This window comes from Streptomyces sp. NPDC005566 (genome assembly GCF_040605575.1).
In the GTDB taxonomy this organism is placed as follows: domain Bacteria; phylum Actinomycetota; class Actinomycetes; order Streptomycetales; family Streptomycetaceae; genus Streptomyces.
This window is the reverse complement of record NZ_JBEXDB010000004.1, coordinates 48,939-67,765: the sequence shown is the minus strand read 5'-3', so window position 1 is coordinate 67,765 and position 18,827 is coordinate 48,939. Positions and strand designations below refer to the sequence as shown.

The window sequence follows — 18,827 nt, the reverse complement described above, 5'->3', positions numbered from 1 at the left end:
TACGGCGGCGGAACCTGGCCAAGATCGGTTTCACCGGAATCCCCTCGCTGTAAGGCTATGACGGCAGGCGCCGTCAACGCGCCGGGGTGACCGACTCCCGCCGGCTGCGGGGCGCGCACCGGCGGCGCCTGTCGGGAAGCACCTCGGTGATTCCCTGCCCGTCGCAGTGCTCCAGCAGGGGAATGGTGACGCGTCGGGTGGTGTCCAGGGCGCGGCTCGCCGTTCCCACGGTGAACGGCTGGTCGAGTTCGCTCAGCCGGTCGGCCGCCAGCCGTGGGGCGTCCGGCAGCAGCACCACGTTCTCCGCGAGCCGCAGTATCGCTCCGTGGCGGACCGCCGTGGCGAGCTCACGGCGGCCGAAGCCGAGTTCCGCGAGCCGCTCGGCACGGGGTGCGGCGAAGGGCCGCCCGTCGAGTTCAGCGGCGAGCCGGCGCACCGCGTCCGCCACAGGGGCGGGCTGTGCCCCGGGCCCGGCGGTCACGCGTCCGCGGCTCAGCCGCAGGGGCGGCGTGACCAGTGCCTCCACGAGGGAGACGGCCGGAAGCCCCAGACGCTGGCGGGCGGACTCCACCGGTATGCCGTCCTCTATGGGGCTCTCGGCGAGGTGCGCCGCCACCAGTTCGGCCAGCCGGGCGCGCAGGGTCGTCCAATGTGCTGGGTCGGCGAGCCAGTCGCCCGCTACCGGTGCGGTGTGGACGGCCACCCCCATCGCGGTCAACTCCCCGCGCCTGACCAGCAGTCGGCGCCGTAGCTCGGCCGCCTCGCCCGGGATGCCGTGAGCGTCACCCAGCTCGGCCGCCCGCCGTGCCGCGGAGCCGCGGCGCCGCAGTTCGGGTGGCTGGGGGTCGAGCACCGTCAGACCGGCGAGCACCCGCCGCAGGCCGGGATCGCGCAGCACCGCGCGGTCGCCGATGCGCAGGGGCAGTGGTTCAGGCAGGGTCAGGCGGACCAGGCCCGGTCCGAGCGGCCGTACGCGGACCGGCACGGCCGCCGAGCCGATGTGGGCCACCGCGGTGCGGGGCAGTTCCGCGGCAGGTGTTCCTCCGTGCACGCGCACGTCGCAGCTCAGGCAGGGGAGGAAGCTGTCGGGCGTGAGCAGGGCGTCACCACGGCCCGTCGACTCCTTGTCGAGGCCCCGGAGGTTGACGGCGACCCGGGCGGTGGCCCGCACCAAGGCGGCCTCCTCGCCGAGTGCCTGCAGCGCCCTGACGCGCACTGGGCTGCCGGAGCGGGCGGTCACCAGGACGTCACCCCTGCGGATCCGCCCCGCCCCGAGGGTGCCGGTGACCACCAGCCCGCTGCCGCGCACGGTGAAGGACCGGTCGATCCACAACCGCACCGGGGAGTCGGCGTCCCCGTCAGGCAGCCGCGCGACCAGCCGGTCGAGGGCGGCGCGCAGCTCGGCGAGTCCCTCGCCGGTGCGGGCGCTGACGGCCACGGCCTCGACGCTGCCGAGGGTGCTGGACCGGATCCGGTCCCGTGCCTGCGCCGTGGCGGGACCGGGGTCGGCCTTGTCGCAGCGGGTGATGACGAGCAGTCCGTGTTGTACGCCGAGGGCGTCCACCGCAGTGAGGTGTTCGGCGGACTGGGGCTTCCAGCCCTCGTCGGCGGCGACGACGAACAGCACGGCGGGCACGGGCCCCACTCCGGCCAGCATGGTGGGCACGAACCTCTCGTGTCCCGGTACGTCGACGAATGCCAGCCGTTCGCCCGACGGCAGGTCCGTCCAGGCGAAGCCCAGGTCGATGGTCAGGCCACGGCGCCGCTCCTCCGCCAGCCGGTCGGGGTGGGTGCCGGTCAGTGCGTGGATCAGTGTGCTCTTGCCGTGGTCGACGTGCCCGGCCGTCGCGATGACCCGCATGATCACTGCCCCGCCGCGCGCAGCACCGCGGCGAGGATCTCGCTGTCGCACGCCTCCGGTACGCACCGGAGGTCCAGCAGCAGCCGGCCGCGCATCACCCGCCCGAGCACGGCCGGTTCACCGGTGCGCAGTGGTTCTGCCAGGCCGTCGGGGAGGCTGAGCGCACAGGACGGCAGAGCGGTTCCGGGCGCGCCCCCTCCTCCGACGACCGCCTCGTGGGGGACGACGCGCGCGTCCAGACCTCGGCGCGCAATGTCCTCGGCCATGCGGAGCGTGCGGATGCGCAGCTGCGGCAGCGGCATGTGCACGGCCCTGTGCACGGGTGGCTCGGGACCGCGCAGTGTCGCTTCCAGCGCGGCCAGGGTGAACTTGTCCACGCGCAGGGCGCGGGCCAGGGGGTGGCGGCGCATCCGTTCCACGACGGCGGCCCGGCCGAGGACCAGCCCCGCCTGCGGCCCGCCGAGCAGCTTGTCCCCGCTGGCGGTGACCAGGGTGGCCCCGGCGCGCAGGGCTGTGGCCGCGTCGGGTTCGTCCGGCAGCACCGGGTCGGGGGTGAGGAGGCCGGAGCCGATGTCGACGACGACGGGCAGCCCCAGGGACGCCAGTTCCTCGGCTTCCACTCCCCCGGTGAAGCCGCTCACCGTGAAGTTCGACGGGTGGACCTTGAGGATGAATCCGGTGTCCGGGCCCGCGGCGTCCGCGTAGTCGCCGAGACGGGTCCGGTTGGTGGTTCCGACCTCGCGTATCCGGGCGCCGCAGGAGGCCAGCAGTTCGGGTATCCGGAATCCGTCACCGATCTCCACGAACTCGCCCCGGCTGAGCAGGATGTCGCGCCCAGGGGCCAGGGTCGCCGCGGCGAGGGCCAGGGCGGCGGCTCCGTTGTTGACCACGTGCACCGCCTCCGCTGCCGGCACCGCTTCCCGCAGGGCGGCCATGGCGCTGCGGCCGCGTGGCGCCCGTCTGCCGGTGCTCAGGTCCAGCTCGACGTCCGTGTATCCGCCGGCCGCCGCCATCGCCTCCAGTGCGGACCGCGACAGCGGGGCCCGTCCCAGATTGGTGTGCAGTACGACGCCGGTGGCGTTGTGCACGGGGATGGGTCCGGCCGTGTGCGCGGGGAGCGCGGCAAGTGCTGCGTGGACCGCGTCGCCCGGACCGATGCGTCCGTCGCGTACGAGCTGTTGGGCGGTGCCGACCGCGGCCTTGACGAGGGGCCTTCCCAGCCGCGCGGTCGCCTCGCTCAGCCTGGGGTCGCCGAGGAGCACCGTGGTGCTCGGCACCTGCCTCCGGATGTCCGCAGGCGGCTCGTCCGTTGTGTCCGCCACCCGCGCCACCCCGATCGAAGTCAGCGGAGGCGGACGGGAATCGAACCCGCCTGGCCCGGTTTCCGGACCACACCGATTTTGAAGATCGGGAGGGGCACCAGCCCGCCCAACGCCTCCGGAGCAAGATTGTGGTCCCCGCACACTCCTGGGGCAAGAGGTGAAATGATCGTCGTATGACGACTGTTGGTCCCGCCGCCGTACCGGCCGCGCCCGTTCGGCTGACCCAGTTCGCCCACGGCGGCGGCTGTGCCTGCAAGATCCCTCCGGGGGAACTGGAGGCGATGGTCGAGGAACTGCTGCCGCCCCGGAACCCCGGACAGGCCCTCGGCAGCGACGAGGACCGGCTGCTGGTCGGCCTCGAGGACGGCGACGACGCCGCGGTGGTGCTCACCGCTGACGGCACCGCCCTGGTGTCGACGGCCGACTTCTTCACACCCGTCGTCGACGACGCCCGCGACTGGGGCCGGATCGCCGCGGCCAACGCGCTGTCCGACGTCTACGCGATGGGCGGCCGGCCCGTCGTCGGGCTCAATCTGCTGGGATGGCCCCGTGACGTACTGCCCGCGGAGCTGGCCCGTGAGGTCCTGGCGGGTGCGCTCGAAGTGGCCCGCGATGCCGGCTGCTTCGTCGGGGGCGGCCACAGCATCGACAGCCCGGAACCGCTCTACGGAATGGCTGTGACCGGCCTGGTGGATCCGGACCGGCTGCTGCGCAACGACGCCGGCCGGCCGGGCGTGCCGCTGACCCTGACCAAGCCGCTGGGCGTCGGGATTCTCAACAACCGCCACAAGCGCACCGGCGAGGTCTTCGCGCACGCCGTGGCCACCATGGCGGCGCTCAACGACAAGGCCTCCGCGGCTGCCCTGGAGGCCGGCGCCGTGTGCGCCACCGATGTGACCGGATTCGGGCTGCTCGGCCATCTGCACAAGCTGGCCAGGGCCAGCGGCGTCACGGCCGTGGTGGACGCCGCCGCCGTCCCCGTGCTCGACGGCGCCCGGGAGTCCCTGCGGGCCGGGTACGTCAGCGGAGGCACCCTGCGCAATCTCGAATGGGTGCGCCAGTACCTTGACACGGGCCGGGCGACCGAGGACCTACTGCACCTGCTTGCCGACGCCCAGACCTCCGGCGGACTGCTGGTCGCGGGGGAAATACCCGGACATCCGGTCATCGGGGAACTGGTTCCCGCCGTGGCCGGAACCACACTGGTGATCCGCTGAGCGTTGCGGACGGCCGCGGGTCCGCGGGCGGGGCCCGGGTCCCGCGGCCGGGCGGCTACCGGTAGCGGATGTGCAGGTGGTTGTCGTGGTTCGCGTAACTCGTGGTCAGCCCTTCCGAGATCAGCTGCGGGTCGTTGAAGAAGATGAGCTGGACGTGGCCGGGGGCCTTCGCCCGGATCTCCTGAACGAGCCTGCGGGTGGCCGCGCGGTCGTACGTGCTCGACTGCCAGGTGATGCGCCCCGCGGTGCACTGCGCCGAGTCGGTGCGGGCGGGCCACACGTCGATGTCCATCCCGACTTCGTGGCTGCCGTGGCCGGGGATGTCCCCGCCGTGCTCGAAGCCCGCGTCGCCGACGGGAAGTCTGCCGTTCCCGGTGGCGGCGAAGGTGGCGGCGGCGGCCTCCAGCTGGCCGACGGCGCCGGCTGTCGCCCAGTGGGCACCGGCGTTGCCGTCGGGGCTCTGTGCGCACATCGTGCTGCCGCCGAAGTTGATGTTCTCGTAGTGCCACAGCAGGTTCTGCCAGGTGGTCGGCCCGACGACGCCGTCCGCGCTGATTCCCGCATGGGACTGGAAGGTGCGGACAGCGGTGCCGGTGGCGGGTCCGAAGGCCCCGTCGGCCGAGAGGCCGGCGCCCCGCTTGGCGTTGAGCAGCGACTGGAGGGCCGTCACCGCCGGCCCGTTGTCGCCCTGGCGGACGGTGATGGCGAGCGCGCCCCAGGTGGCGGGCCCGACGACGCCGTCCGCGGTCAGGCCCTTGGACTGCTGGAAGCCCACCACTGCGCTCCGTGTGCCGGAGCCGAAGGCGCCGTCCACCGCAACGGGGCGGCCGTGCGCGGCGAGCAGGTGCTGCAGCGCCACGACGTCGGAGCCCCGGTTGCCGTTGCTGGTCAGCGGGAACGCCGCCTGCGGGAAGGCCTGCGCGGGGACGCCCAGTCCGAGGAGCAGGCCCGCCAGCGCGGTGAACAGCGTGATGATGCGTGCGAGTCGTCTCACGGTCTCTGCCTCGGTTTCCTCTTCATTCGCCTGCTCACTTTCCGGACTGGAGGGCGCCCCAGGTGGCGGGGCCGACGATGCCGTCGGCGCCCAGCCCGCGCGAGGACTGGTAGTCGAGTGCGGCCTGGGCGGTGCCCGAGCCGAAGATCCCGTCGATGGACACCGTCCGGCCGAGCGCGGCGGTCAGGGCACGCTGCAGCCGGGTGACGGCCTCGCCCGTCGAGCCGTTCTGGATGGTCGGGGTGGATCCGCGGGACAGCAGGGCCGTCCAGGTCTTCGCGCCGACCACACCATCGGCTGTGAGCCCCTTGCCGGACTGGAAGTTCCGCGCGGCGGCGGTCGTGTCGGGCCCGAAGATCCCGTCGGGGGTGCCCGGGTCGAAGCCGGCGGCCTTGAGCAGGCACTGGGCGGCCTTGACCCGGTCTCCGGTCGAGCCGTTCTGGACGGTGCTGTACGCGGTGAAGTCGGGGTTCGCCCCGGTGCAGGTGGGCGTGGGCGTGGAGCCGTTGCCGACGTCCAGGTAGTCGCGGTCGATGTTGATCGAGTAGCCGCCGTACGACTCGGTGACCTCGCCCGCGTACTGGTGGATCCGCTGGTGGTTGGACCAGTAGGAGGACGGCACGTAGGTACCGGTGTTGGTGTCTGCGGCGCCGTTCCACCACGCGTAGAAGAGGTGGTCGACCCGTGTGTAGGCGCCGTTGTTGTACTCGGCGGCGGCGTCCTTGATGCCGGAGGCGGCGCTGGAGTAGAAGCCCGACAGGTAGCCGCTGCTGTGCAGCCGTTCGGTCCAGCCGGACAGGTACGACAGCACGGATGCCTTGCAGGAGGCGGTGGAGGTGTACGCCTCGATGTCGCTGTAGATGGCGCTGCCCGCCGGGATGCCGAGGCCCGACGCGGCGGTGATGGCACCGGCGGCTGCGGTGACGCCCTGGGACTTGGCCGTGGCCGGGTCGGTGGACATCTTCAGCGAGTAGTTGGTGCACGGTGCCTGACGGCCGACGTCGATGGGGAACAGACGCCATCCGTTGTTGGTCTGGCTGGTCACCCAGCTCGCCGTCAGGTTCGGCTGGGCGCAGCCGCGGAAGGATCCGCTGATGTAGACGCCGACCGCGCTGTACGGCGAGCTCGCCTGCCAGGCGTTCATGGCGGCCTGCGAGGGCGCGGTGCAGGCGTCGAAGCCCTTGCCCAGGTAGCTGCCGGGTTGGGGTCCGGCCGCGGCCAGGGGGGTGGCGTCGGACCGCTGGGCCGCGGGGGGCAGCGTGGTGCGTTCGGCACCCCCGGTGAGCTCGGCTGAGGCGAGGACGCCGCGTACGAGGTTCTCGGTGTCGGGTGTGTGGGCGGCGGTCACGAGGACGCCGGCGTCCTCGACCGCGATCTGGATGGTGTCGTTGCTGGACGGGGCGGACGGGGCGATGGCCTTTCCGCGCTGGGTCCGCGCGGTCGCCGCGGTCGCCTGGCGCGCGGAGCGGGTGGTGATGGGCTCCACGACGATGCCCGCCGAACGGCCGACGACTCCGGCGGGGCAGTCGTTCTGCTCGGCGGGCTCGCCCAGGTAGACGGTGGGTCTGTCGAACCGGAGGCACGCCCGCGGGTTCTCGGCCAGGTCGACCACCTGCCATTCGGCGGGCACCTCGATGCGGTAGCCGTGGTAGGTGACGGTCTGCAGGCTCTCGGGCGGGGAATCGGCCAGGGCGGGGACGGGGGCGGCGAACGCGCCGATACCGGCGAGCACTGCCAGCAGGGCCGTTCCGGCGCGGGCGCGCCAGGGGATCCAGGACGACATCGGTTCACTCCTGTTCGGATGCGGGGGGAGAGTGAGGGAGAGCGGCGCGGCAGGTCCGCTCCGGTTCGGCCACGGGCGGCGCCTGCCCGTGGCCGGAGGCTGATCGGCCGCGCACCTGCGAACGGTGCGGGCCCGCTTTTCCCCGGGCCGGCGGCCGGCCCGGGGAAAGCGGGCTGCTGTGCTGGTGCGTGAAGACGTGGCGGTCAGACGCCGCAGTTGGGCGCGGACCAGGAGCGGCTGCTGCGTCCGTCGACGTGGGTGTGGTCGTTGTGGTCGGGGTAGCCGGGGCCGAAGATGCCGCCGAAGCCGTGCGAGCGGGCCCGCTGGGCGAGGGCGCAGAAAGACGGGCTGCCGACCAGGTCGGCGGCGTCACCGTACAGGTGCCTGCTGTTCGAGGCGCCGCCCGCCGCGTTGTTGCAGGCCGTGGAGCGGAATCCGCTGGACACGGAGATCGGCACGTCACCCATCGCGTGCCGCATGGCCTCCAGCCTCCACATCGTGCGCAGGCCGTTGGACTTGGCCGTCGCGGCGCTGACCGCACCACCCGACCAGTCGGAGTTGCAGTTGTTGAGCTCGGCGTAGGTGAAGTGGATGGGGGTGCAGTCCGGGTCCTGCAGTGCGTAGATCTTGCTGAACGTCTGGGAACCCGCGATGCCGTCCGCTCCGAGGCCGTACGCCTGCTGGAACTTGGTGACCGCGGCCTTGGTCCGCGGGCCGAAGTTGCCGTCGACGGAGAGGATCTCGCCGTAGTCGACGTGCCCGGCCACCCGGATCTGCAGTTGGGTCACGTCGTCGCCGGACATGCCTTCGGACAGGGTGCGGCCCCAGCTGTAGCACTCGTCGGCCTGGGCCGGGGCGGCTGTGGCCAGCACTCCCCCGATCGTTGCAGTCATGATCATGACAAACGATAGGGCGAGTTGGATCGTACGCCTCAACATGGCGCCTCCGTTGTGAGTCCTTCCCGATTCCCCGCTACAGGGCTGAGGCGAGTCTGACCCCCCTCTCCCTGGCGTGTCCACACCATCACCATCTGCCACAGGACCAGACCTTCGGCACAACTGGCTTATGTGTAACGGGAGTTGGAACACCTGATGCATTGCTGTGGAGGAGAGCCGAGCGGCCGAGGGCCGGTCGGCGAAGCGAGGCGACGACGCTATTGCCAGACCGCGGCGGCGGCAGCGGCGATCAGCACGGAGCATGCGACGGTCATGCCGCTCAGCCGCCCCGCGAGCAGGTCGTCCCAGCTCTCCCCGTCTCCGGAGAGCCTGCGCAGAGCAGGGGTGAGTGCCCGGCCCGCTCCGAAGCCGAGTCCGACGGCCAGGGCGGGCGCGTAGGAGCCCCCGGACAGGAGCACCGCCACCGCCATCGCGTACGGCGCGCTCGCCGAGACGTAGGTGCGCACACCCGTGCCGAGCTCGAAACCGAACTGCAGGGCGCCGCGCGCCAGATGACGGCGCAGGACGTCCTGCGGTATCTGCCGGGCGTTCTGCGGCAGCCGCAGCGACAGCTTGCCCGTGTCGCGCAGCACGGCGAGCAGCGCGACGGCCACGATCAGCCCCTGTCGCACGCCGACCGGGATCGGTGTGAAGAGACCGGACACGAGCCACAGCACCCCGGCCGTCAGCATCCCGCCGGCCAGCAGACCGCAGGTGAACACGCCGAGGACCAGCGCCTGTCTGTACGTTGCCCGCCAACCTGGCGAGGCCAGCGCGAATGCGCTGTTACGCGTTCAAACGGAGCCGGAGAGCGAGTACCCGGCCAGACCGCCGGTGATCGCCCAGGTCAGCACGGGGGCGTGGAGGACGGCGGCGATCACCGCGATCCCCAGGACCGCCACGGGCAGCACGGGGTCGGTGAGCAGCGCCCTTACGGCACGGGCGCCGCTCAACCGGTCCGTGGGACCGCCGGGCTCGCCCACCTAGACCGTCCCGGTCAGTGTGAGCCAGGTGTTCGGGCCGACCACGCCGTCGGCGGTCAGGCCGTGCAGGGACTGGAACGAGACGACGGCCTGCCGGGTGAGCGAACCGAAGTTGCCGTCGACGGTGAGCGCCGAGCCGTGCTTGTTGAGCTGCCGCTGCGCGCCCCACACGGCATCGTTCACGTCTCCCTGGCGCACGGTAACGATCAGGAGCGGCCAGGTGGCCGCGCTGACACTGCCCGTGGGGCTGAGTCCGTTCGCCGACTGGAACGCCTCGACCTGCGCCTCGGTGTCCGTACCGAAGATGCCGTCGACGTCCGTGGGATGACCGTGGTGGGTGAGCAGGTGCTGGATCGTGTGGACGTCGGGCCCGGTGGCGCCTCGGCCGATGGTCGGCCAGCTGACGGAGCCGGGGCAGTCACAGTCGGTGGTCCAGCGGCAGATGGACTTCACCCAGCCGGAGCCGGTGTTGCGGTACCCGTCGTGGCAGCGCCGCTCGATACCGCACCCGCAGCTGCCGCAGGCCGCGCTGTAGCGCCACAGCCAGCCGTCGTAGGTACCGGCGTAGCACTGGTTGGGCCGCAGGGTCCAGGTGACTCCGTCCGTCCGGTGGAAGCCGGTGTTCGTCCCCGACGTCACGCACGCGTCGGCATAGATGGTGCTGGGCCCGCAGCCCGGGGAGCAGTTGTGGTCCTCGGCGTAGCTCGGACACGCACCGGTCCAGATGTCGTATCCGTCGGCGTAGGCCTCGCGCGCGGCGGAGAACACCCCCAGCGCGGCGAAGCCCGCGGCGGTCGCCGCCTGCAGCACGGTGCGCCTGGACGGTGCGAAGGATGGAAGGGCCCCGCGCCCGGTCAGGGAGCGGCGGCCACCGGTCCCCGAGCGGCGCAGCGTGGGCACATCGTCCAGTGAAGTCATGGCCGGCTCCTCGGCGTTGCGGGTGCGAGGTCGTCGAGCAACCGCAGCAGCGCGGTGGGTGAACCGAGCGGCTCGGAACGCACGATCCGGCGCTCCGGATCGATGGCCACCGCGTAGGGGGTGGCGGGTATGTCGTAGGCCGTGAACAGCTCCGGACGATGGTCCCTGACCGGGACGGCGCCCTCGTCGGCCTGCGGTCCGGCGCCCGCGTAGAGCCCGAGGACCTGCGGGGCGGCCGTGTCGCCCTGGCGGACCGTCCAGGCGCCGGCCTCGGCTAGCACCTGGCCGCAGGTGCGGCAGTCCGCGTCGAGGAAGAGCAGCAGCGCGGCGCGGCCCGGCGTCAGGAGACCGTCGAGCCCTGCCGGATCGGTCCGGGCCGCATCGAGCCCGGGCGCCTGCGCGCCGGGGGCGATGCCCACCCGCCCGGGGCGGTGCGGCTGTGTTCGTGACAGTTGGTGCACCTGCCTGATCAGCCCCGAGACGACCAGCGCGAGCAGCGCGATCGCCGCCCACGAGGCAATCAGAGCGCTGGTGGTGAAGTCCATCGCGTTGGCACTCCTTCGGCGGTCCGGTGCACGGTGTTCTCGGCACGGTGGTGAGCAGGGGCCCTGGTCGACGGGTGAACGAAGGCTGCGGTCGGCTCGTGCATGGCAGCAGGCAGGGACCACAGGAGCGCGGTGCAGGCGGGAGCTGCGAGCATCAGCGTGATCAGCTCCGTCGTGGAGAGCCGTACGGGGCCGAGCCCGACGACGACGGCGCCGGTCGTCGCGAGCACGGCGAGGGCCGCGGCCCGCCGGGTCACCCAGCGGCTCAGGGGTACGTCCCGGCCGGAACAGCCGCACGGCCCCCCGCGACCGAGGGCGAGGACGTGCCGCGTGTAGCCGGCGTAGATCCCGAACAGGGCGGCTCCCGAAGCGAGTACGACCTGGAGCGCCCACTGATGACCCGTCAGGAGCGCGGCTGCGCCGCCCGCTCCCAGGACACCCTCCGCGACCGGCAGGACGACAGCCGCCGACCGGCGGGACCGCGGGCCCAGCACGCCGTGCGCCCACAGCGCGTCGCCCAGCGCGGCCGGGCCGGCCGCATGGGAGCCCGCGCCCATGAGCAGGGTCAGGATGACGACGGAGGCGGTCAGCCCGCCACAGAAATCGATCACCGGCGGATCACCCTGTGTGCCGCAGCGTGAGTCGCCCGACGAGTTCGGGCACCCGATCGACCGGAGTCGACGCCAGGGGCACCACCGTGGCCCAGATCTCGGTGGAGGAGAGCACGAAGAACGGGCTGCCGTCGGACAGCGTGTCGCGGAAGAGCTCGCCGGATGCGACGGCCACCCCTTTCCAGGGCGGGAGCTGGGCGGTGTGTTCCTTCGTGCGCCGCGACAGCTCCAGCAGCCCGAGGCCGGGCACCTCCTTGATCACCGTCGCGGGCCGCGCGAAGGCGCTTCCGGCCGAGGGGTCCGGCTGGAGGGTGAGCCCGTACTTGCTCTCCGTGATGCGAACCGACCGGAGCAGCCCGAGCACCGCCGCCACGCCCAGGCCGTACAGCCTGGTCACGAGTGCGTGGCGCTCGCCGCGCCACACGACGAGCGACGGCCGCTCCACGAGCCCCGAGCGCGGCTCGCGCTCGACCGACTGGAAGATGCGCAGCGTGCCCTTTTGGAAGGTGAGCTCGGACTCGGGTGACCCGATGCCCAGGGAAGCGGCGACGTCGTCCCCCAGAGAGGCAGGCCCGGCGGTGAATTCGATCAGTCGGCCACCGGCCACCACCTCGACGGCGGACGTGCACGGCGCCTGGAGGTCGACGTCGCCCTCCAGGTGGTACGTCCCGCCATCGAGTGCGCGATGAGTGACGAACGATGCGGCCATGTGCATCCTCCCGGGGGGCAGGGGTCTGGTGTGACACCGCAGCCGCTGAGGAAACTAGACAAGAGTCATGCCCCTGTCAATCGTTCGGAACGCGCCAGAGGCCGGATCAGCCGCGGCCCCGGTTGTCCGCACCGGCCTGACGATCAGCGGAACACCGGATGCGCCCGGGCCCCGTGACCTGACGTTCACGGGACCCGGCTGCGTACTCGTCGTCCTCCGGTGCGGTAGCGGGCGGTTGTCGCCGGGTCAGGAAGTGACGAGCACCTTGGTGAGCAGCGGGAGGTGGTCGGAGGCGGCCGGGGCAGCCTGCACGACGCGGGTGACGAGCGGCGTCACCTTGCCGGTCGTGTAGATGACGTCGATCCGCTCGGTCGGCGCCTCGGCCGGGTACGTCGCGCCGTCACCGCGCCCGTGCGGGGCATCGGCCCACGCGTCGGTGTAGGCCTCCTGCAGCGGCTGGGACTCCGGTGCGGTCGGCAGGGCGTTGAAGTCGCCCACGAGAATGCCGGGCTTCTTCGCCCCGATCAGGTCCACGATGTGATCGGTCTGCCGCAGGCGGTCGGTCTGCGAACCGGCAGCCAGGTGGGTGTTGAAGAACTCCACTGTCCTGCCGTGGACGTCGATCGTGGCGTGCAGCAGGCCGCGTTGCTCCTGACCCGGCGATTTGAACAGCCAGGTGTTGTCCGACGCGGTGATCGGGTACCGGGACAGGATCGCGGTGCCGTACTGGACGCGGTGCCCGCCCGTGGTCGGCGGGGCGTTGTCGATGTTGGCGCCGAACACCACGTGGTAACCCAGCATGGCTGCCAGCTCGGCGGACTGGTCGGCCCACTCGCTGCGCCCCGAGTAGTGGTTGTCGACCTCCTGCAGGCCCACGACGTCGGCACCGCTCTCGCGGACGACACGGGCGATCCGCTGGAGGTCGAGCCTGTCGTCGGTGCCCTGGGCATGGTGGATGTTGAACGACATGACGTCCAGCACGCGAGGGCCGGACCGCTGAGTGGCCGGGACGCCATCGGCGGCCGAGGCCTGGCCCGTGGCTCCGGCGAGCGCGACGACAGCGGCGAGAACGGACAGGGTCCGGCGGAGCATGGTGGCCTCCTGGCACAGGTTCACGAAGGCCCCCGATGATCGTCCGCTTCCCTGGCCGGCCCGTGGCCACGAGGTGAAGACCGGCTCCCTCGCAGGTGTCGACAGGCTGTCGAGTGCCGATCCCATCGAAACGGTCCATGCTGGCAGCAAGAACGTCGTCGCTTTTCGGCCTCGGCCGATCGTGCGAGGAGGAACCATGACCATGTCGCATGGTCCGGCACCGCGTACCGGAGCGGGACACGATCCCTACGGTGCGGAGCCCGGCCCGACGGGCGACCCCTCGGACGTGCTGGCGCGTCTCGGCCGTTCCTGGACCTGGATCCTGGGCTCGGCGATCGCAACGCTGGTACCGGGCCTTCTGATCCTGCTCTGGCCGGACGGGACACTGCACGTCGTGGCCGTCCTCATCGGCCTCTACCTGTTGGTGACCGGGGTATTCCGCTTCGTGGCCGTCTTTGCCGGGGAGGGCCACGGCGAACGGCTCCCGGGGGTGCTCCTGGCCGTGCTGTACACCCTGGCCGGGGTGCTGTGCCTGCGGAACCCCCTGCAGACCATCGCCGCACTCTCACTGATCGTCGGGCTCGTGTGGCTCGTGTCCGGCATCCTCACCCTCTACGCGGCCATCGCCGCCAAGGACCTGCCGCACCGGGGCGTGGTCCTGGGCGCCGCAGTGCTCGCCATCGTGGCCGGAATCGTGGTGCTCGTCCTGCCGGCCGAGTCGGCCCGCGCCCTGACATGGCTGCTCGGCCTGTGGCTCGTCCTGCTCGGCCTCGCCGAGGTGGCGCTCGCCCTCGCCTGGCGGGCGGCCCTCCGCAGGTAGCGGACCACGGGCCTCGGGAGGGCCGTGGCACCGTCGCGTAGACGGCCCCGCCCCGCAGCCGCGGTGGACACGGAGAGCGGCCAAGCCTGCGGGGCTGCGGTACTGCTGACGGCTTCTGAACCTGAACGTTCACTTCACGTTGAGGGTGCGTCGACCGCGAGGGCTCACGGCGTTCTGGTGGCGGACCGCTTCGCACCCTCTTTCCCGCTCGCGCCCGGACCGCTCCGACGAGGCTTCGCGGGCGCGCTCTTCCGTTTCGTGGCGGTCTTACCCGCGCCCGCCTGCGACGGCGCGGTCCGGGCCTGCGTGGTAGGCCACTTGAACTCGATCTCCAGCTCCATCTCCCCGTCACCGACCTCGACCTCCAGCTCACCGCGAAGGTCGTCGGGGATCCGCAGGCTCAGCGTCACGGCGCCCAGTTCCAGTTCGACGTCCCCTCCCTCCCTCAGCGCGGCAGCGATCGCCGTGAGCTGGTCGGCCGCTTCCAAGCGTGACAGCGAGCGCTTCTGCTCAAACTTGAGGTCCTTCATGAGGGTGTCTCCAATCCCCTGGAAACCGCATGACGCGGTAGCACCGATTCTGAAGCTGTGCGGGGGATCGGACATCCGCACGAAGGAGGCGAAGAGCCGGCACGCCGCCTGCGCCCGAGGCACCATCCGACGCGGCGATCCAGCCCTCCGTAGGTCCATCGCGTCGCACATCCATTCCTCACCGTCGCATGCAGGCCGGCACCGGTGTCCGCTGCGTGTGCGGCTTCGTTGGGCCGATCGCGTGAAGGAGCCAGGCGCGCACACCGGGGTGGTCCAGCTCATGTGTGGGCCCGCCTGCGCGCACGGCTGATACCGGCCTGCCCGACGCACCCGGCTCGGCCGGGTCAGCCGGGTCAGCCGGGTCAGCCGGGTCAGCCGGGTCGGATCAGGGAGGCCACAAAGAACTTCCTCGTTCCAGTCCCCCACCCCGGCCGATCGTCACGCCGTGGGTCCAGGCCGGCCGACCGGGGCTGTGCGGGAGCGTGATCCTGTCGAAGAGGTCTTTTCCGAGTCCGTCACGAATCAGCGTGTCGATGGCGTTGGCACGCGGGACGTGCACGAAGGGCCGCCACGGGTAGATCCGGTCGTTGAACCACGGCGTCCCCCAGTCGGCTGTCGTCTCGATGAATTCTTTTGCGAATTGAACTTCTCGGGCATCTGGATAACTCTCCTCGTTCTCCAGGCACCCGTCCAGGCACACGTCCACATAGGACTGAACGATCGGGAACCGCTCGTTCGGACGGCGTTTGGCGACGTTGTCGAAATACCACACGGAACCGGCGGGAGGGTCTTTGGTGCCACCCAGCAGGGAGATGTCGCCCGCGGGAATCCGGGTCAGCCGGTAACCGGATTCGCGGCGTGCGAAGTCTTCGAGTCCCCTCTGGGTTACGGAGAAGAGGACGCCATTGCATCTGGCACCCTTCTCGGGTACGGCCCCCAGATACGTAGGACCCCAACTGACGGTGTCCACCCTGTCGTACCAGCCGCGACTGACACCCCTGACCACCACGGGTACGGCCTCTTCCGCGCCGGGCCATGTCGCGGTCCGTGAGGCTCGCTGAATCAGGGACCCGTACCCAAAAAGATAGGTGTGCCCCGGGAGCGATGGCGGAAGTCCAGGGCTACCCGTCACCGGGGACGCCGGAGGACCGGCTCCCACGACCGCGGCGCTCCCCCCGAGTGCGATCATTCCTCCCAGCCGAATAGCTGTGCGCCGTTCGATGGTGCACTCAGGGTCCATTCGCCCTCCAGGCCGCACGCTTCGGGAGAGGGGTCTTGTCGGAATCCGGCTCGACCTGCTTCACCATCATCACGTTCGCCACTGAGTGGAAGCGGTAGGACACGCGCGCCTGCTCGGGGCACCGCGTGGGATCACTCCATTCGATTCGCTCATGACTTCCGCATGCATGCGCCGACGACGTGTATCCATACGCGGTGCGTCGCTCCCTCGCGAGACGCTCGTCAATCCCGGCGACGGCAAAAACAAAGGCAGGGAGAGCCCTCTCCCTGCCACTCTCAACTTATAGCGCAATGGGGGGCTTGCGGCAAGGCCCCGGTGGTGGCGCAGAATCGTCGGCCGAGGCCACAACCTGCGGAAAGAGGGGCACGACGTGCGTGTGTTGTCGACGCGTGGGGGACGCGGTGACGTCCAATCAGTTGTCGGGCCGGCAGTTCGGTCGCGGGCGCTGGGAGCGGTGGTTCGGCTGTGCGCGCCGCCCGACCGGGCGGCGCAGCCGGCCGACTCGTCGGAGGAAGGGCGACAGAAGATGACGACGTGCTCGACGAGAGGATCGACAGAGCTGGAGGTGCCGGTGATGCGAACGGCCGCTCCCATGCAAGGAAGCACGGCTGCCACGGAGGCATCGCGATGATCGACCAGTATGTTCTGGATCTTCAAGAGGTCGACGAGGCGCAGGTCGCGGTCGTCGGCGGCAAGGGAGCGCACCTGGGCGGCCTGTCGCGGACCGAAGGCGTCAGCGTGCCGGGGGGATTCTGCGTGACGACGGACGCCTTCCGGCGGATCCTGGCGGAAGAGCCGTCGATCGACGATCAGCTCGATCAGCTGTCGCGCGTGCACCCGGACGACCTGGAGGGGATCCGCACGCTCAGCGCGCAGATTCGCCGGACCGTCGAAGCGGTGGCCGTTCCCGTCGATCTCGCGGCGGCGATCACCCGTGCACTCGCCCGGCTCGGCGAGCAGGCCGCCTACGCCGTCCGGTCCAGCGCGACGGCGGAGGACCTGCCGACGGCCTCCTTCGCAGGACAGCAGGACACGTACCTGAACGTCGTGGGGCCGACTGCGGTCCTCCAGCACATCAGCCGGTGCTGGGCCTCACTGTTCACCGAGCGGGCCGTCATCTACCGCCGACGCAACGGCATCGACCACCGTACGGTCCACATGGCCGTGGTCGTGCAGCAGATGGTCTTCCCGCATGCGTCCGGCATCCTGTTCACGGCCGACCCCGTCACGGGCAACCGGAAGGTCACCACTGTGGACGCCGGCTTCGGCCTCGGCGAAGCCCTGGTCTCCGGCCTGGTGAACCCGGACGTCTTCAAGGTGCGGGACGACGCAATCATCGCCAGGGCGATCGCCGCCAAACAGCGTGCCGTCCACGCCCTGCCGGACGGCGGCACGCAGGAAGTGGCGATCGGCCCGCAGCAGCAGGAGGAGGCGGCGCTGACGGATGCGCAGGTCGTGAGGCTCGTGCAGCTCGGGCGGCGGATCGAAGCGCATTTCGGCCGCCCGCAGGACATCGAATGGTGTCTGGTCGACGACGGCTTCCAGGTCGTCCAGAGTCGGCCGATCACGACGCTGTTCCCCATTCCGGAGGCCGACGACCAGGAGAATCACGTCTACGTCTCCGTCGGTCACGGGCAGATGATGACCGACCCCATGAAGCCCCTGGGGTTCTCGATGTGGCAGCTGACGGCCATGGTGCGGATGCACGAGGCCGGCGGCAGACTGTTCGTCGACGTCACCCAACGGCTGGCCTCGCCCACCAGCCGCGCCGGTCTCCTGGACGCCATGGGGAGGGGCGATCCGCTGATCAGGGACGCTCTGGAGACGGTCCTCGACCACGACGGCTTCGTCCCGTCGCTCCCGGACGCAAGTCCCGGCGGGCCACCGGCCGGTAGTGCGTCCGCCCCGATCGAGACCGATCCGGCCATCGTCACCGGGTTGATCGAACGCAGCCAGGCGTCCGTCGCCGCCCTGGAGCGCGACATCCGGACGAAGAGCGGACCGGCGCTGTTCGACTTCCTGCTGGAGGCCTTCGAGGAGCACAAGCGAGTCCTCGGTGATCCGCTGAACCTTCAAGCGATCATGGCGGGGATGGACGCCACGTGGTGGCTCAACGACACATTGCAGAACTGGCTGGGCGAGAAGAACGCGGCTGACACGCTGACGCTGTCCGCCCCCGACAACATCACGTCGGAGATGGGACTGGCGCTGCTCGACGTCGCGGACGTGGTCCGTCCGCACCCGGAGGTACTGGCGTTCCTGCAGGGTGTCGAGGACGAGGACTTCCTCGACGGGTTGGCGAAACTCCCGGGCGGGACCGAGGCCCGCAACGCCATCGAGTCCTACCTCGACCGGTACGGCATGCGCTGCGTGGGCGAGATCGACATCACGAGGCCGCGCTGGCGTGAGCGCCCCTCCACGCTCGTGCCCGTGATCCTCGACAACGTCAGGATCTTCGAGCCGGGCGCCGCCGAGCGGCGCTTCGAGCAAGGGCGGCAGAGGGCGCAGGAGAAGGAACGGGACGTGCTGTCACGCCTGCGTGCCCTGCCGGACGGGGAACGGAAGGCCGAGGAGACCAAGCGGATGATCGACCGGGTTCGCACCTTCATCGGATACCGGGAGTACCCGAAGTACGGCATCGTCAGCCGCTACTTCGTCTACAAGCAGGCGCTGTTGGAGGAGGCCGAGCGCCTCGTGCAGGCAGGCGTGCTGTCGGAGAAGGAGGACATCTTCTCTCTCACGTTCCAGGAGCTCCACGACGTCGCGCGCTCGAACCAGGTGGACGGCCACCTCATCCAGCAGCGCAAGGACGCCTTCCAGTCGTACCACGCACTCACACCGCCCCGGGTGCTCACTTCGGACGGCGAGGCGGTCACCGGGGCGTACCGGCGCGACGATGTGCCGGGCGGCGCCTTGATCGGCCTGCCTGTCTCCGCCGGGACCGTCGAGGGACGAGCCCGCGTCATCCTGGACATGGCGGAGGCCGACCTCGAGGCGGGCGACATCCTGGTCACGACGTTCACGGACCCCAGCTGGTCGCCCCTGTTCGTCGGAATCGCGGGCCTGGTGACGGAAGTGGGCGGCCTGATGACGCATGGCGCAGTGATCGCCCGGGAGTACGGTCTGCCGACCGTCGTGGGCGTGGAGCAGGCCACCCGACTGATCCAGGACGGGCAGCGGATCCGCGTGCACGGAACCGACGGGTACATCGAGATCCTGTCCTGACCGACCTCCCCCGGCCGTGTATAGGACCTGTATAGGACCCCC

General features: G+C 71.0%; 17 protein-coding genes and 1 tRNA gene. 3 read left to right on the top strand and 15 right to left on the bottom strand.

The window, feature by feature from the left end:
* Positions 1-73 precede the first annotated feature (73 nt).
* The 3 genes from selB to ABZS61_RS07565 all read right to left on the bottom strand — a co-directional run bounded on the left by selB (position 74) and on the right by ABZS61_RS07565 (position 3,300).
* A complete protein-coding gene (gene selB, locus ABZS61_RS07575; RefSeq protein WP_356417222.1) occupies positions 74-1,861 on the bottom strand; it encodes a selenocysteine-specific translation elongation factor in 1,788 nt (595 codons plus the stop codon).
* Positions 1,862-1,863: 2 nt separating this feature from the next.
* Positions 1,864-3,183: an L-seryl-tRNA(Sec) selenium transferase gene (gene selA, locus ABZS61_RS07570; protein WP_356417221.1), complete on the bottom strand. Its 1,320-nt coding sequence runs from the start codon at positions 3,181-3,183 to the stop codon at positions 1,864-1,866.
* A 23-nt stretch (positions 3,184-3,206) separates the two neighbouring features.
* A tRNA-Sec gene (locus ABZS61_RS07565) sits at positions 3,207-3,300 on the bottom strand.
* Positions 3,301-3,356: 56 nt separating this feature from the next.
* Here ABZS61_RS07565 and selD point away from each other — a divergent pair.
* Entirely contained in the window at positions 3,357-4,400 is a 1,044-nt protein-coding gene (gene selD / locus ABZS61_RS07560) for a selenide, water dikinase SelD (RefSeq protein ID WP_356417220.1), read from the top strand.
* A gap of 55 nt (positions 4,401-4,455) precedes the next feature.
* Here selD and ABZS61_RS07555 read toward each other — a convergent pair whose 3' ends face one another.
* The 10 genes from ABZS61_RS07555 to ABZS61_RS07510 all read right to left on the bottom strand — a co-directional run bounded on the left by ABZS61_RS07555 (position 4,456) and on the right by ABZS61_RS07510 (position 12,970).
* The gene (locus ABZS61_RS07555) at positions 4,456-5,394 is read right to left on the bottom strand and encodes a penicillin-insensitive murein endopeptidase (RefSeq protein WP_356417219.1); all 939 of its coding nucleotides are present in this window, start codon (positions 5,392-5,394) and stop codon (positions 4,456-4,458) included.
* 34 nt (positions 5,395-5,428) lie between these two features.
* Positions 5,429-7,177: a glycoside hydrolase domain-containing protein gene (locus ABZS61_RS07550; RefSeq protein ID WP_356417218.1), complete on the bottom strand. Its 1,749-nt coding sequence runs from the start codon at positions 7,175-7,177 to the stop codon at positions 5,429-5,431.
* 203 nt (positions 7,178-7,380) lie between these two features.
* On the bottom strand, positions 7,381-8,115 hold the full coding sequence (locus tag ABZS61_RS07545) for a D-Ala-D-Ala carboxypeptidase family metallohydrolase (RefSeq protein ID WP_356417217.1): 735 nt from the start codon (positions 8,113-8,115) through the stop codon (positions 7,381-7,383).
* Between the two features lie 215 nt (positions 8,116-8,330).
* Complete coding sequence (locus ABZS61_RS07540; RefSeq protein ID WP_356417216.1) at positions 8,331-8,834, bottom strand: hypothetical protein; 504 nt, start codon at positions 8,832-8,834, stop codon at positions 8,331-8,333.
* A 72-nt stretch (positions 8,835-8,906) separates the two neighbouring features.
* A complete protein-coding gene (locus ABZS61_RS07535) occupies positions 8,907-9,095 on the bottom strand; it encodes a hypothetical protein (RefSeq protein WP_356417215.1) in 189 nt (62 codons plus the stop codon).
* Positions 9,096-10,013 carry a peptidoglycan-binding protein gene (locus tag ABZS61_RS07530; protein ID WP_356417214.1) on the bottom strand — a complete coding sequence of 306 codons (918 nt, stop codon included), beginning with the start codon at positions 10,011-10,013 and terminating at the stop codon, positions 9,096-9,098.
* On the bottom strand, positions 10,010-10,558 hold the full coding sequence (locus ABZS61_RS07525) for a hypothetical protein (protein WP_356417213.1): 549 nt from the start codon (positions 10,556-10,558) through the stop codon (positions 10,010-10,012). The genes ABZS61_RS07530 and ABZS61_RS07525 overlap by 4 nt, the downstream gene beginning before the upstream one ends.
* Positions 10,534-11,169: a MauE/DoxX family redox-associated membrane protein gene (locus ABZS61_RS07520; RefSeq protein WP_356417212.1), complete on the bottom strand. Its 636-nt coding sequence runs from the start codon at positions 11,167-11,169 to the stop codon at positions 10,534-10,536. The genes ABZS61_RS07525 and ABZS61_RS07520 overlap by 25 nt, the downstream gene beginning before the upstream one ends.
* 7 nt (positions 11,170-11,176) lie before the next feature.
* The gene (locus tag ABZS61_RS07515) at positions 11,177-11,878 is read right to left on the bottom strand and encodes a hypothetical protein (protein WP_356417211.1); all 702 of its coding nucleotides are present in this window, start codon (positions 11,876-11,878) and stop codon (positions 11,177-11,179) included.
* A gap of 246 nt (positions 11,879-12,124) precedes the next feature.
* A complete protein-coding gene (locus tag ABZS61_RS07510) occupies positions 12,125-12,970 on the bottom strand; it encodes an endonuclease/exonuclease/phosphatase family protein (RefSeq protein WP_356417210.1) in 846 nt (281 codons plus the stop codon).
* Between the two features lie 196 nt (positions 12,971-13,166).
* On the opposite strand from ABZS61_RS07510, the gene ABZS61_RS07505 reads away from it, so the two are divergent.
* A complete protein-coding gene (locus ABZS61_RS07505; protein WP_356417209.1) occupies positions 13,167-13,790 on the top strand; it encodes a DUF308 domain-containing protein in 624 nt (207 codons plus the stop codon).
* A 164-nt stretch (positions 13,791-13,954) separates the two neighbouring features.
* On the opposite strand, the gene ABZS61_RS07500 is transcribed toward ABZS61_RS07505, so the two are convergent.
* Together ABZS61_RS07500 and ABZS61_RS07495 are read right to left on the bottom strand one after the other, a co-directional pair.
* Positions 13,955-14,320 (bottom strand): amphi-Trp domain-containing protein, encoded by a 366-nt coding sequence (locus ABZS61_RS07500; RefSeq protein ID WP_356417208.1) that lies wholly within the window; start codon positions 14,318-14,320, stop codon positions 13,955-13,957.
* Between the two features lie 385 nt (positions 14,321-14,705).
* The gene (locus ABZS61_RS07495; protein ID WP_356417207.1) at positions 14,706-15,329 is read right to left on the bottom strand and encodes a hypothetical protein; all 624 of its coding nucleotides are present in this window, start codon (positions 15,327-15,329) and stop codon (positions 14,706-14,708) included.
* A gap of 858 nt (positions 15,330-16,187) precedes the next feature.
* Here ABZS61_RS07495 and rph point away from each other — a divergent pair.
* Positions 16,188-18,785 (top strand): rifamycin-inactivating phosphotransferase, encoded by a 2,598-nt coding sequence (gene rph, locus ABZS61_RS07490; RefSeq protein WP_356417206.1) that lies wholly within the window; start codon positions 16,188-16,190, stop codon positions 18,783-18,785.
* Positions 18,786-18,827 lie beyond the last annotated feature (42 nt).

Bases quoted from the DNA above. Each gene is read 5' to 3' on its own strand.
- ABZS61_RS07510 (WP_356417210.1), bottom strand. From the start codon at position 12,970: ATGCTCCGCCGGACCCTGTCCGTTCTCGCCGCTGTCGTCGCGCTCGCC.
- ABZS61_RS07525 (WP_356417213.1), bottom strand. From the start codon at position 10,558: ATGGACTTCACCACCAGCGCTCTGATTGCCTCGTGGGCGGCGATCGCG.
- selD (WP_356417220.1), top strand. From the start codon at position 3,357: ATGACGACTGTTGGTCCCGCCGCCGTACCGGCCGCGCCCGTTCGGCTG.
- ABZS61_RS07515 (WP_356417211.1), bottom strand. From the start codon at position 11,878: ATGGCCGCATCGTTCGTCACTCATCGCGCACTCGATGGCGGGACGTAC.
- ABZS61_RS07545 (WP_356417217.1), bottom strand. From the start codon at position 8,115: ATGTTGAGGCGTACGATCCAACTCGCCCTATCGTTTGTCATGATCATG.
- ABZS61_RS07500 (WP_356417208.1), bottom strand. From the start codon at position 14,320: ATGAAGGACCTCAAGTTTGAGCAGAAGCGCTCGCTGTCACGCTTGGAA.
- ABZS61_RS07550 (WP_356417218.1), bottom strand. From the start codon at position 7,177: ATGTCGTCCTGGATCCCCTGGCGCGCCCGCGCCGGAACGGCCCTGCTG.
- rph (WP_356417206.1), top strand. From the start codon at position 16,188: ATGATCGACCAGTATGTTCTGGATCTTCAAGAGGTCGACGAGGCGCAG.
- selB (WP_356417222.1), bottom strand. From the start codon at position 1,861: ATGCGGGTCATCGCGACGGCCGGGCACGTCGACCACGGCAAGAGCACA.
- ABZS61_RS07530 (WP_356417214.1), bottom strand. From the start codon at position 10,013: ATGACTTCACTGGACGATGTGCCCACGCTGCGCCGCTCGGGGACCGGT.
- ABZS61_RS07505 (WP_356417209.1), top strand. From the start codon at position 13,167: ATGACCATGTCGCATGGTCCGGCACCGCGTACCGGAGCGGGACACGAT.